The sequence below is a fragment of the Verticiella alkaliphila genome, assembly GCF_018904615.1.
Classification (GTDB): Bacteria; Pseudomonadota; Gammaproteobacteria; order Burkholderiales; family Burkholderiaceae_B; genus Verticiella; species Verticiella alkaliphila.
In genome coordinates, this window is sequence record NZ_JADCNH010000048.1 from 1 (window position 1) to 12,709 (window position 12,709).

Genomic DNA, 12,709 nt, shown 5'->3' on the forward strand with positions numbered 1-12,709 from the left:
TGCGCCGATGATAGTGGACGGACGTCTGTGAAAGTAGGTCATCGTCAGGCATTTATTCCCATGAAGCCCCGTATCCGCAAGGATCCGGGGCTTTATGCTTTGTGCCAACGGTTTGTGCCAACAATACCAACAAGAACCACGGCACTACAGACCGTGAGCATGGCGCACGTCCGGGAGTGTGCACACCGCGGCCTCTTCAGAGGCTATCTTGGTTCTGCGCGCTGCGCGCGTGCTTTGAGAACTCACCCGTTTTTGATTAAGCTTGTCCGCTCACTCGTGTGGACTTGTCATGCGCATTCGACTGGAACCTGCCCAGCCTGACGACATCAGCTACTTCTGGTGGCTGTATCAGGCGTCGTATCGCAACGTCATCGTCGAGCAGTTCGGCGCGTGGGACGAGGGCGAGCAGCAACTTGCTTTCGTGCGCAAGTGGAAGGCGGGTGGCTATCAACGCATCGTGGTGGATGACCGCATCGGCGGGGCGTTGTGGACGCGCGACCTGGATGAGTATCACGAGGTGGTGGAGATCCAGCTGGCGCCGGCGCTGCGCAAGCGGGGTCTGGGCACGGCACTGCTACGCCGGGAGATCACGCGGGCGCATGCACAGCGCAAGCCGCTTCGACTCAGCGTGCTGCTGAAGAACCCCGCCTTGCATCTGTATCTTCGGCTGGGCTTCGAGGTCATCGGCCGCGGTCCCTATCAGTATCACCTCGCGCTGGCCCCTGAATCGGTCGCAGCCGCGCCAACGCTGCCCGCGGCCATGCAGGATGTGAAGCCCGACACGGGCTGGAATCTCGTATGAGCCGGGCGCTGCAGGCGAAGACCTCGCGCGTGCTCAAGGATGACGGGGACGTCGGCATGTCCGCGGATACCGGCTTGAGACGTTCGGCCAAGCCGCCGGAAGACCGGCACTTCGTGACGGCGCTCGCGCGCGGGCTGGAGGTGCTGTCGTGCTTTCGCACGGGACGTCGGCTGTTGGGCAATTACGAGATCGCCCAGCGCTGCGGCCTGCCCAAGTCGACGGTGTCGCGGCTGACCATGACGCTCGTGCGTCAGGGGTATCTTGCGCAGGATGCCGAGAGTGGCAAGTTTCGGTTGGGAGACGCCATGCTGGCGCTGGGCAGTACGGCCGTGGCCCAGGCGGATCTCGGGCAGGCCGCGCGGCCCTTGATGCAGGCGCTTGCCGACGAATCTCACGGCATGGTGTCCCTCGCCATCCGTAATCGCACGTCGATGGTGTACGTGGAGGTGTGCCGCAGCGAGCTTGCGCTGAACTCCTCGCTCACGGTGGGCTCGCGGCTGCCCATCGTGACCTCGGCCATTGGCCGCGCGTATCTGGCCGGGGCCGGCAACGAGGAGCGCGAGGAGATTCTGGCGCTGGTGCGCGAGCGCAAGGCCGAGCTCTGGGCGCCCGCCGTGGCAGCGGTCGAGCGTGCGCTCACGGATTATCAGGCACTGGGTTGCACGACGTCGTTTGGACACTGGCAACGCGGCGTCAACGCCATTGCCGCACCTGTAGTGACGGCGCGTGGGCAGGTGATGGGGGCCATCAATTGTGGTGGGCCCGTGTCGGAGCTGTCGCAGGGCTACCTGCTGAACGTGGTCCGTCCGCGACTGCTGCGCCTGCTCGCGCAGTTGCGGGAGCGACTGGGCTGAATCGAGAAGCACGGCTGGGCTGCAGCGGCGCCATCATGATGCTCTGGCCCGTCGCACTGGTGGGGCGTCATGGCACTTTGCAGATGAGGGCAGACCTGACGCGGTGTCAGCGAGCCCCGAACCCGGTGAGAATCGTCTGGATCGTGCGCAGCACGATCAAAAGATCCAGCGCCAATGAGCAGTGCTTGATGTAGTAGAAGTCGTGCTCCATCTTGATGAGGGTGGCATCGGCGCTGGCGGTGTATCCCTGCATCACCTGAGCCCAGCCCGTGATGCCCGGGCGCACCACGTGACGGTAGCTGTAGAACGGAATCTCGCGGTCGAACTGCTCGACAAAGGTGCGTTGCTCGGGGCGCGGACCAATCAGGCTCATCTCGCCGCGCAGCACGTTCAGGAACTGCGGGATCTCATCGATGCGCAGCTTGCGGATGATGGCGCCCACCCGGGTGATCCGGCTGTCGTTGCGGCTTGCGAAGCGCGGATCATCCACGTCGCGCGCGACCATGCTGCGGAACTTGTAGATCTTGAACGAACGATTGCCGCGGCCGACGCGCTCCTGCAGGAACATGACCGGACCAGGCGACTCGATGCGAATGGCCAACGCCGTGACGAGCGCCAGCGGCAGCGTGAGCGGCAGCGTGACCACGATCAACAACACGTCGATCAGGTACTTCAGGCGCTCGTAGCCCGGGGAGGGCAGGAGCGAGCCCATCTGGTTCTCGGAGATCTTGCTGATGCGCACGCGCCCCGTGAGCGACTCGAACATCTGGCGCGCCTGGTAGACGGGGATGCGCGAGAGGGCGCATTGCGTGAGGAAGCGCTCCCAGCGTTCGTCCGGAAGCGCGCCCAGATCGGCCACCACGGCGTCGTAGCGGGCGCCATCCAGCGCGGGGGTGTCCAACACGCGGATGTCCACGTTCGAGACGGCCGCGATCTCGAGCGCGTCGCCGAACGGCACCAGCGCGAGCTTGGGGCGCTGCACGCGGCTGCGCAGGCGAAAGTCCGCATAGCACCAGAACATCGTCAGGACGCCGCTCGCCACCATGAGCAGCCGCGACATGCTCACGTGCATGAGCAGCGTGATCAGCATGGCCACGCCAAAGGTGAGGGCGACCTGGGGCACGATGTGCACGAGCGAGCGCGTACCGGGGTAGCGCTGCAGCACGTGCAGCGACCGATGCGCGATCACATAGGCGATGGTCGCCATCACCATGGCGTAGTACTGACCGTCGTTCGGGTAGCGCAGGCCGTCCGCGCCCCACAACACCCAGGCAGGCAGCGCGACGCAGAACAATCCGCCCAGGAGCAAGGAGAATGACCAGGAGAGCAGGACTTGTTCGTGCAGGCGCCGATGGCGTCGGGTGATTGGGCGATTCATGGGGTCTGGCGAAAGCCCGCCTGGCCAGATGGCAACCGCGGGCGACAGGGATCTGCGATTGTAGGCGGACTCGGCCCTGCCGCGTAGCGTGCGACGGGCTGGACCAAGGCGATAATGTGATTTTTTCCGCGGGAATTTCTGGCGATGGCGCAAACACTGCTTGTGACGGGCGGGGCCGGCTATATCGGCACGCACACGCTGGTGGAGCTGGTGGCCGCAGGCTGGCAGCCGCTGGTCTACGACAACTTCAGCAACGGCAGTCGTGAAGCGCTCGCGCGGGTGGCGCGCATCGTCGGGCGCGAGATCCCGTGCATCGAAGGCGATGTGCGCGATGGCGCGGCGCTCGACGCCGTGTTCGCGCAGTGTGCCAGCGCGGGAGCGCCAGTGACGTGCGTGCTCCACCTGGCGGCGTTGAAGGTGGTGGGCGAATCGATCGAGCAGCCGGTGCGCTACTACGACAACAACGTGCAGGGCACGCTGGTGTTGCTCGCCGCCATGGAGCGCGCCCGCGTGCGTCGCTTCGTCTTCAGCTCGTCGGCGAATGTGTATGGCGAGCCGGAGGCGCTGCCCTACACCGAAGGTCACCGCATCTCGCCCACGAATCCCTATGGTCGATCCAAGTCCATGGTGGAGACGGTGCTGCGCGACGTGGCCACGGCGGATCCGTCGTTCAGTGCCGTGGTGCTGCGCTACTTCAATCCGATCGGTGCGCACCCGAGCGGGCTCATCGGCGAGGATCCGCGGGGCGTGCCCGACAACATCTTCCCCTACATCACGCAGGTGGCGGTCGGCCAGCTCGCTGCGCTCTCGGTGTTCGGCGATGATTACCCGACGCCGGATGGCACTGGGATCCGCGATTACCTGCACATCGTCGATCTCGCGCGAGGGCACGTGAAGGCGGTCGAGTACGCCATGGCGCACCCCGGCTGGCTGGTGACGAATCTCGGCACGGGGCGGGGAACCAGCGTGCTCGAGCTCGTCGCCGCCTTCGAGAAGGCGAGTGGCCGGCCGGTGCCGTGCCGTATCGCGCCGCGCCGGGCTGGCGACATCGGCGAGGCGTGGGCGGATCCGTCGCTGGCCGCGCGCACGCTCGGCTGGACGGCGCAATACGACATCGACACGATGTGTGCCGACGGGTGGCGCTGGCAATCGGGCAACCCGGACGGCTATACGACGTCGGCATAGAGCCCGGCAGGGCACGACGCTTGCCGACAAGCCTGCGCCGCGGGCAGTCGGTTCGCGGTGGTCTGCCCATGGGCCCATGCCGGTGTTCGGCTCACGCAAGAAACGCTGAGCTGCAACGCGTCCGGAGCCGCCCACGCCGCAGGCGATCTGCTATCTTTATGTCACTGGAATATTCATCCAAGAAGGAGTCATGATGGGCAATTCCCAGAAGCCGGGCGCGCTTGCGATCGACATCGGTATTTCCGACAAGGATCGCGCGAAGGTCGCGGAAGAGTTGTCGCGGGTGCTGGCCGATTCCTACACGCTGTATTTGATGACGCACAACTTCCACTGGAACGTCACTGGCCCGATGTTCAACACGCTGCACACGATGTTCATGCAGCAGTACACCGATCTCTGGACCGCGCTGGACAGTATCGCCGAACGCATTCGCGCCCTGGGTCACTTCGCCCCGGGCACGTATCGCGAGTACGGCAAGCTGTCCTCGATCGCCGAGCCCAAGGACGTGCCGGAGGCCATGGAAATGGTGCGCCTGCTGACCAAGGGCAACGAGTCGGTCGCCAAGACCGCGCGCAATGCGTTCAAGGCGGCAGAAGAGGCCGGCGATCAGCCCACGGCGGATCTGCTCACGCAACGCCTGGATGTCCACGAGAAGACTGCCTGGATGCTGCGCAGCCTGCTGCAGTAATCGGTATTTGCGCCTTACCCCTTTCCGCCAGGAGACATCCCCATGCAATCGATTTTCCGCCGTCTGCCCGTCGCCGCCGCCATTGGTGCTGCCGTGCTCGTCCTGTCTGCACCCGCGCGTGCGGACATCACCATTGCCATCGCCGGGCCCATGACGGGGCCGCTCACCCAGTACGGGGACATGGTCAAGGAAGGGGTCAACACCTTCGTCGAGCAGATCAACGCCGCTGGCGGCGTGAACGGCGAGCAGCTGCGCGTCGTGACGCTGGACGACGGCTGCGAGCCGAAGCAGGCGCCCGTGGTGGCCAACCGTGTGGTCAACGAGAAGATCGGTTTCGTGATCGGTCACGTGTGCTCGGGCGCCACCATCGCCGCGGCCGACATCTATGACGACGCTGGCGTCGTCATGGTCTCGCCCTCGGCCACGTCGCCCGCGCTGACGGACGGCAAGAACTACGAGACGATCTTCCGCACCATCGGCCGCGACGATCAACAAGGCCCGGCCGCCGCGCAGTTCATCATCGACTCGGTCAAGCCGAAGAAGGTTGCCGTACTGCACGACAAGCAGTCGTACGGCCAGGGTATTGCCAGCTCGGTGCGCGACAACCTGCAGAAGGCCAACATCGACGTGGCGCTCTTCGAAGGCATCAACGCCGGCGACAGCGACTACTCGGCCGTGATCACCAAGCTGCGCTCGATGGGCGTGGACTTCGTCTACTACGGTGGCTACCACCCCGAAATGGGTCTGCTGCTGCGCCAGGCCAACGAACAGGGCCTGAAGGTCAAGTTCATGGGTCCGGAAGGCGTGGGCAACAACGACATCAACGCCATCGCCGGCAAGGCCGCCGACGGCATGCTGGTGACGCTGCCCGCGGACTTCTCGCAGGATCCGAAGAACGCCGAGCTGGTCAAGGCCTTCAAGGACAAGAACCGCGATCCGTCCGGTGCCTTCCAGATGACGTCCTACGTGGCCGCCAAGGTCATCGCCGACGCCATCGTCGGCGCCAAGAGCAAGGACCCGGTGAAGGTCGCGGAGTACATGCACGCCAACGCGTTCCAGACGCCCATCGGCGAGGTGAAGTTCGCCAAGTCGGGTGACCTGGAGAAGTTCGAGTTCGACGTGTTCGAATGGGCCTCGGACGGCACGAAGAAGTCCGTGAAGTAAGCTTCAGCGTCTTGTGTCACCGGAAAAAGGCGATTCGTCGCCTTTTTCCGTTTCTGGAACTCGATCATGTCCACTGCCGCCGCCAGCCGGCTCTCCCTCTACATCCGCCTGGTCCGTCTGGACAAGCCCATCGGCATCCTCCTGCTGCTCTGGCCCACGCTCACGGCGGTCTGGATCGCGGCAGACGGGCGACCCGAGCCGCACATCGTTTTCATCTTCGTGGTGGGCACGGTGCTCATGCGCTCGGCGGGCTGCGCGATCAACGATTACTTCGACCGAGATTTCGACAAGCACGTCGAGCGCACGCAGGCGCGCGTGCTCACGACGGGGCTGATCTCGCCGCGCGAGGCGCTGGCCGTCGCCGGCACGCTCGCGCTCGTCTCTGCGCTGCTCGTCCTGCCCTTGAACGGCTTGACCTGGGCGCTTGCCTGCGTGGCGCTCTTCGTGGCGATCACCTATCCGCTCCTGAAGCGGGTGTTCGCCATTCCCCAGGCCTACCTGGGCGTGGCCTTCGGATTCGGCATTCCCATGGCCTTCGCCGCCGTCCAGGGCGTCGTGCCCTGGCAGGCCTGGGTGCTGTTGCTCGCCAACGTGGCGTGGGCGGTGGCCTACGACACCGAGTACGCGATGGTGGATCGCGAGGACGACCTGAAGCTCGGCCTGCGCACCTCGGCCATCACGTTCGGCCAGTGGGACGTCGCCATCGTGGCGATCTGCTATGCCGTGACGCTGCTGCTGATGGCCGTGGCGGGCGTCGGGTTGGAACTCGGCTTTGCGTATTACGCAGGCCTGGTCGTGGCGGGGGCGATCGCCGTGCGTCACATCGGCTGGATCCGCACACGTGATCGCGGCGCGTGTTTCCGCGCCTTCCTGCACAACACCTGGTTCGGCTTCGCCGTTTTCGCGGGCGCGGCGGTGGCCACGAGCTTGCGCTGAGCTCCTGGCGGTAACAAAGTCGCGTTTGCCGCCGGTTTTTGCCCCGACATACAATCCGCGGCATGACGAAACACCATTCCATTGCATTCATCGGCGGCGGCAACATGGCCGCCGCGCTGGCGAGCGGGCTGGCCGACCGGGTCGTGCCCGCGAGCCAGATCCACGTGCTGGAGATCAACGAGAGCGCGCACGCCGAGTGGCAGGCTCGCGGTGTCACGGTGTCGGCCCAGGCCGACGAGCGCCTGGCGGCCTGCGACGTGTGGATCTATGCGGTCAAGCCGCAGGTCATGCGCGAGGTGGTGGCACAGACGCGTCCCTGGTTGCGTGAGACCCTGGTGATCAGCGTCGCGGCGGGGATCCGGGGCGACACGCTCGCCGGCTGGCTCGGTGGCGAAGGCGCGCCCTGGGCGCGTGTCGTGCGCTGCATGCCCAATACGCCGGCCCTGATCGGCGCCGGTGCGAGCGGCCTGGCCGCGTTGCCCTCCGTGACCGAGGCGGACAGGGCGCTGGCCGAGTCTCTGTTGCGGGCGGTGGGTGAGGTCACCTGGGTCGCCGACGACGTGGCGCTCGATGCGGTCACCGCCCTGTCGGGCAGTGGCCCTGCCTATGTCTTCCTTTTCCTGCAGGCGATGATCGACGGCGGCCAGGCGCTGGGCCTGTCGGCCGAGCAGTCGCGCTCTCTGGCGCTCGCCACGTTCGCCGGGGCCACCCGACTCGCGGCGGAGTCTCCGGAATCGCCGGCCACGTTGCGCGAGCGCGTCACCTCCAAGGGGGGCACCACCGCAGCGGCACTCGCGGTCATGCAGTCGCGCGACATGCCCGCCATCGTGGCCGACGCGATGCGGGCGGCAGCGGCCAGGGCCCAGGCCATGGGCCAGGAGTTTGCCGGCTGAGCGTGTTCGGGTGGGGCGGTGCCGTGCCGGGTTGAACCCGAGCCGCGCCGTTCTGTCCATCCGGGCGGACGCGCGTTGACGACTGGGCGTGCGTCCGCCTAAGTTTCCCTGTGGGCCTGCGGCAACTCCGCGGCGTTCTCAGGCTGTGTCCCGCGGCACGGCGGACACGATCCGCCCTGTCGTCCAACCCCTCTCGCGAGTCACCATGGATTTATTCCTCCAGCAGGTCTTCAATGGACTGAGCCTGGGCGCCATCTACGCGCTCATCGCGATCGGCTACACGATGGTGTACGGCATCATCGGCATGATCAACTTCGCCCACGGCGAGGTCTACATGATCGGCGCCTACACCGGCCTGGTCGCGCTGACGGCGGTCGGGGTGGGCAGTGGCCTGCCGCTGCCGCTGCTCCTGGCGGTCATGCTCGTCATCGCCGTGGCTGTCACCGGCTGTTATGGCTTTGCCATCGAGCGTGTGGCCTATCGTCCCGTGCGGGGCGGGCCGCGTCTCGTGGCGCTGATCTCCGCGATCGGCATGTCGATCTTCCTGCAGAACTGGGTGGCTCTCGGGCAGGGGGCGCGTGATGCCGCCGTGCCGTATCTGGTGTCGGGCGCGGCGAGCGTCGAGTTCGCCACGGGCTTCGTCGTGACAGCGCCGTACTCACGCATCCTCATCATCGTGGTTACCGTCGTGCTGATGATCGCGCTCACGCTCTTCATCCGCTATTCGCGCATGGGCCGGGCCTGCCGCGCGTGTGCGCAGGATCTGCGCATGGCCAATCTGCTTGGCATCGACACGAACCGGGTGATCTCCTTCACCTTCGTGCTGGGCGCCATGCTGGCTGCCGTGGGTGGCGTGCTGATCGCGCTGTCGGTCGGCAAGCTCAATCCCTTCATCGGCTTTCTCGCTGGCATCAAGGCCTTCACGGCCGCCGTGCTGGGCGGCATCGGCAGCATCCCGGGCGCCATGCTGGGCGGCGTGCTGCTGGGCCTGGCAGAGACCTTCGCCGCAGGGTATCTGTCGTCGCAGTACAAGGACATCGTCGCCTTCGCGCTGCTGGTGCTGATTCTGCTGTTCCGGCCCACAGGCCTGCTCGGCAAGCCGGAAGTGGAGAAAGTCTGATGGCCGGGCAACTCAAGTCAGCGTCGATCGCGGCGCTCGTGACTGCCGTGCTGGTCGCACCCGTGTTCGGGCTGCGCATCATGCGCGACGGCTTCAACAACATCCTCGAGACGGACTGGCCCTTCGTGCTGCTGTCGGCCGCGGTGGTGTTCGTCTTCCAGATGGTGCGCCCGCTCCTCTCGCGCGGCACTGCCAGGCTCAAGCTGCCGGTGCTGCCGCCGCTGCGCGCGTCCCAGCACAAGTGGATCACGCTGTTCGTCCTCGCTGCACTGCTCGTCTGGCCGTTCTTTGGCACGCGCGGGGCGGTCGATCTGGCCACGCTGGTGCTCATCTACGTGATGCTGGGCCTGGGCCTGAACATCGTGGTGGGCTTTGCGGGGCTGCTGGATCTGGGCTTCGTGGGCTTTTATGCCGTCGGCGCCTACACCTACGCGCTGCTCTACCAGTTCGCGGGCTTCGGCTTCTGGGAAGCGCTGCCGCTCGCGGGTGCGATGGCTGCGCTCTTCGGCTTCATCCTGGGCTTTCCCGTGCTGCGTCTGCGCGGCGATTACCTCGCCATCGTGACGCTGGGCTTCGGCGAGATTATCCGCCTCCTGCTCATCAACCTGACTTCGATCACGAATGGCCCGGACGGGATCTCCGGCATTCCCAAGCCGACGGTGTTCGGCCTGGAGATGACGCGCCGCGCGCGCGGCGACGACGTGACCTTCCATCAGTTCATGGGGTGGGATTTCGATGGGTCGCACATCGTCATCTATCTCTACCTGATGGCGCTCGCGCTGGCGGTCGTGACGCTGTACGTATCCAACCGGCTCATGCGCATGCCTGTCGGGCGTGCCTGGGAAGCCTTGCGCGAGGACGAGATCGCCTCGCGTTCGCTGGGTCTGAATCCCACACGCATCAAACTGTCGGCGTTCACGCTGGGAGCCATGTTCGCGGGCTTCGGCGGCGCCTTCTTCGCGGCGCGCCAGGGCCTGGTCAATCCGGAATCCTTCACCTTCATCGAATCGGCGCTGATCCTCGCGATCGTGGTGCTGGGCGGCATGGGCTCGCAGCTCGGGGTGATCCTGGCGGCGGTGTTCCTCACCGTGCTGCCCGAGCTCGCGCGCCAGTTCGCCGAGTACCGCATGTTGCTCTTCGGTCTGGTGATGGTGTTGATGATGGCGTGGCGCCCGCAGGGGCTCTTGCCCATGCGCCGTCCGCATGTGGAGTTGAAGGTATGAGCGCGGATCCCAGAACGATTGCCTCGGCGGGCGACGACGCGTTGCTCACGGTTGACGCGCTCAGCATGCGCTTTGGCGGCCTCCTCGCCGTGGACAACGTCGCCTTTGCCGTGCAGCGCGACGAAGTGTTCGCCATCATCGGCCCCAACGGGGCGGGCAAGACCACCGTGTTCAACTGCGTGGGCGGTTTCTACAAGCCCACCAGCGGACGCATCGTGATGGGCGGCGAATCGATTGCCGGCCTGCCGAGCCACAAGGTGGCCGGCTACGGGCTCGTGCGCACCTTCCAGAACGTGCGGCTCTTCAAACAGCTCACCGTGCTCGAGAACCTGCTGGTTGCCCAGCACCGCCGCGTCGATACGCGGCTCTGGTCCGGGTTGCTCTCGACCAAGGGCTATCGGCGCAGCGAGCAGGAAGCGCAGGATCGTGCCGTGGTGTGGTTAAAGCGCATGGGCCTCATCGAATTCGCCAACCGTGAAGCCGGCACGCTCGCCTATGGTCACCAGCGTCGTCTGGAGATCGCGCGCTGCATGGTGACCGAGCCGCGGCTCCTGATGCTGGACGAGCCCGCGGCGGGTTTGAATCCGCAGGAAAAGCGCGAGCTGAGCGAACTCATCGATGAACTGCGCCGCGAGTTCGGCGTGGCGGTGCTGCTCATCGAGCACGACATGAGTCTGGTGATGGGCATTTCCGATCGCATCCTGGTGATGGAGCACGGCCGTCCCATCATGACGGGCACGCCGGAGGCGGTACGCACCGATCCGCGTGTCATCAAGGCCTACCTGGGAGAAGCATGATGCTGCAATTGCGTGGCGTTCATACGCATTACGGCGCCATCGAGGCCTTGTGCGGTGTGTCGATCGATGTGAATCAGGGCGAGATCGTCACCCTGATCGGGGCCAATGGGGCCGGCAAGACGACGCTGCTCATGACGGTGTGCGGCTCGCCGCGCGCCACCGAAGGGCAGATCCTCTTCGAGGGCCGCGACATCGCGAAGCTGCCCACGCACGAGATCATGCGCAGCGGCATTGCGCTCTCGCCCGAGGGGCGGCGCGTGTTCCCGGACCTGTCCGTGACGGAGAACCTCCAGATGGGGGGCTTCTTCCAGAACGCCCGGGCGGTGGAAGAAGGCATCGAACACGTGTATTCGCTCTTTCCGCGCCTGAAGGAGCGCGCGGGGCAACGCGCAGGCACCATGTCGGGCGGGGAGCAGCAGATGCTTGCCATTGGCCGCGCGCTGATGACCCGGCCGCGTCTGTTGCTGCTGGACGAGCCCACGCTGGGGCTCGCCCCCATGATCATCGCGCAGATCTTCGAGATCATCCGCACGATCCGCGAAGAAGGCGTGACCGTGTTCCTCGTCGAGCAGAATGCCCACAAGGCGCTGCAGGTGGCCGACCGGGGCTATGTGCTGGAGAATGGCAAGGTCGTGTTGTCCGATACCGGACAGAATCTGCTCGGGACCGAGGCCGTGCAGCGTGCCTACCTGGGCGGCTGATTACGTCGGCACGCTCAGGTCCAGCGCCGGCCCGGCTGGCACCACGCCGGTCGGGTTGATCTCCGTGTGGCTCTCGTAATAGTGGCCCTTGATGTGCTGGAAATTGACCGTGTCGGCCACGCCCGGCACCTGGTAGAGGCGGCGCGTGTAGGCCCATAGCCGCGGGTAGTCCACGATCCGTCGCACGTTGCACTTGAAGTGGCCGTGATACACCGCATCGAACCGGATGAGGGTGGTGAAGGCCCGCCAGTCGGCCTCGGTGAGCACCTCGCCGCACAGGTAGGGGTGGGTCGCCAAGCGGGATTCCAGCCAGTCCAGCGTGTCGAATACCGGGCCCACCGCCTCTTCGTACGCAGCTTGCGTGGTGGCGAAGCCAGCCTTGTAGACACCGTTGTTGAGCGTGTCGTAGACACGGGCGTTCACGGCGTCGATCTCTTCACGCAAGCCGGCGGGATAGAAGTCGCCCGGCCTCGCCCCCACGCCGTCGAAGGCGCTATTGAACATGCGGATGATGTCCGCCGATTCGTTGCTGACGATGGTGTTGCGCTGGGTGTCCCAGAGCACGGGCACGGTGGCGCGCCCGCTGTAGCGGGCGTCGGCGCGGGTATACACCTCATGCATGGCGCGCGCGCCGTGCAGCGGATCCGGCACGACACCAGGGCCTTCGTTGAACGTCCAGCCGTGTTCGCGCATCAGCCAGTGGGTGACGCTCACGGGGATCATGCCGGCGAGGCCCTTGAGCTGCCGGAAGATGAGGGTGCGGTGGGCCCAGGGGCACGCGAGGCTCACGTACAGACGATAGCGGCCTGGCTCGGCGCGAAATCCGCTGTCGCCTGTCGGCCCGGCGCTGCCATCGGACGTCACCCAATGCCGGAACGCCGCATCCTTGCGCACGAAGCGGCCATCGCCGTTGTTGGCGTTGACGGGGGTGTCGGCGTGCCAGTGTCCATCGATGAGAATGCCCAAGA

13 protein-coding genes are annotated in these 12,709 nt (G+C 65.8%); 11 read left to right on the forward strand and 2 right to left on the reverse strand.

The features are described 5' to 3' along the window. Nucleotides 1-289: 289 nt before the first annotated feature. Both IMZ29_RS19980 and IMZ29_RS19985 read left to right on the forward strand, forming a co-directional pair. A complete protein-coding gene (locus IMZ29_RS19980; protein ID WP_216187429.1) occupies nucleotides 290-802 on the forward strand; it encodes a GNAT family N-acetyltransferase in 513 nt (170 codons plus the stop codon). Then, nucleotides 799-1,656, forward strand: coding sequence for an IclR family transcriptional regulator (locus IMZ29_RS19985; protein WP_371820370.1), 858 nt, complete (start codon nucleotides 799-801; stop codon nucleotides 1,654-1,656). Before IMZ29_RS19980 ends, IMZ29_RS19985 begins: the two co-directional genes overlap by 4 nt. A gap of 106 nt (nucleotides 1,657-1,762) precedes the next feature. On the opposite strand, the gene IMZ29_RS19990 is transcribed toward IMZ29_RS19985, so the two are convergent. Continuing rightward, nucleotides 1,763-3,034 (reverse strand): exopolysaccharide biosynthesis polyprenyl glycosylphosphotransferase, encoded by a 1,272-nt coding sequence (locus IMZ29_RS19990; protein ID WP_216187431.1) that lies wholly within the window; start codon nucleotides 3,032-3,034, stop codon nucleotides 1,763-1,765. Nucleotides 3,035-3,178: 144 nt separating this feature from the next. On the opposite strand from IMZ29_RS19990, the gene galE reads away from it, so the two are divergent. The 9 genes from galE to IMZ29_RS20035 all read left to right on the forward strand — a co-directional run bounded on the left by galE (nucleotide 3,179) and on the right by IMZ29_RS20035 (nucleotide 11,741). Next, complete coding sequence (galE, locus tag IMZ29_RS19995) at nucleotides 3,179-4,219, forward strand: UDP-glucose 4-epimerase GalE (protein WP_216187433.1); 1,041 nt, start codon at nucleotides 3,179-3,181, stop codon at nucleotides 4,217-4,219. A 190-nt stretch (nucleotides 4,220-4,409) separates the two neighbouring features. After that, nucleotides 4,410-4,907: a Dps family protein gene (locus IMZ29_RS20000; RefSeq protein WP_305852524.1), complete on the forward strand. Its 498-nt coding sequence runs from the start codon at nucleotides 4,410-4,412 to the stop codon at nucleotides 4,905-4,907. Nucleotides 4,908-4,949: 42 nt separating this feature from the next. Continuing rightward, complete coding sequence (locus IMZ29_RS20005; RefSeq protein WP_216187435.1) at nucleotides 4,950-6,071, forward strand: branched-chain amino acid ABC transporter substrate-binding protein; 1,122 nt, start codon at nucleotides 4,950-4,952, stop codon at nucleotides 6,069-6,071. Nucleotides 6,072-6,137: 66 nt separating this feature from the next. Then, nucleotides 6,138-7,007 (forward strand): 4-hydroxybenzoate octaprenyltransferase, encoded by an 870-nt coding sequence (gene ubiA / locus IMZ29_RS20010; RefSeq protein ID WP_216187437.1) that lies wholly within the window; start codon nucleotides 6,138-6,140, stop codon nucleotides 7,005-7,007. 62 nt (nucleotides 7,008-7,069) lie between these two features. Then, nucleotides 7,070-7,900, forward strand: coding sequence for a pyrroline-5-carboxylate reductase (proC, locus tag IMZ29_RS20015; protein ID WP_216187439.1), 831 nt, complete (start codon nucleotides 7,070-7,072; stop codon nucleotides 7,898-7,900). Between the two features lie 205 nt (nucleotides 7,901-8,105). Then, nucleotides 8,106-9,020, forward strand: a complete 915-nt coding sequence (gene livH / locus IMZ29_RS20020) for a high-affinity branched-chain amino acid ABC transporter permease LivH (RefSeq protein WP_216187441.1) — start codon at nucleotides 8,106-8,108, stop codon at nucleotides 9,018-9,020. Further along, entirely contained in the window at nucleotides 9,020-10,243 is a 1,224-nt protein-coding gene (locus IMZ29_RS20025; RefSeq protein ID WP_216187443.1) for a high-affinity branched-chain amino acid ABC transporter permease LivM, read from the forward strand. The genes livH and IMZ29_RS20025 overlap by 1 nt, the downstream gene beginning before the upstream one ends. Further along, complete coding sequence (gene livG / locus IMZ29_RS20030) at nucleotides 10,240-11,040, forward strand: high-affinity branched-chain amino acid ABC transporter ATP-binding protein LivG (RefSeq protein WP_216187445.1); 801 nt, start codon at nucleotides 10,240-10,242, stop codon at nucleotides 11,038-11,040. The genes IMZ29_RS20025 and livG overlap by 4 nt, the downstream gene beginning before the upstream one ends. After that, nucleotides 11,040-11,741 (forward strand): ABC transporter ATP-binding protein, encoded by a 702-nt coding sequence (locus IMZ29_RS20035; RefSeq protein WP_216187479.1) that lies wholly within the window; start codon nucleotides 11,040-11,042, stop codon nucleotides 11,739-11,741. The genes livG and IMZ29_RS20035 overlap by 1 nt, the downstream gene beginning before the upstream one ends. Here the strand turns inward: IMZ29_RS20035 and IMZ29_RS20040 are convergent, their stop codons facing one another. Then, nucleotides 11,742-12,707 carry a glutathione S-transferase family protein gene (locus tag IMZ29_RS20040; RefSeq protein ID WP_216187447.1) on the reverse strand — a complete coding sequence of 322 codons (966 nt, stop codon included), beginning with the start codon at nucleotides 12,705-12,707 and terminating at the stop codon, nucleotides 11,742-11,744. Nucleotides 12,708-12,709: the final 2 nt, after the last annotated feature.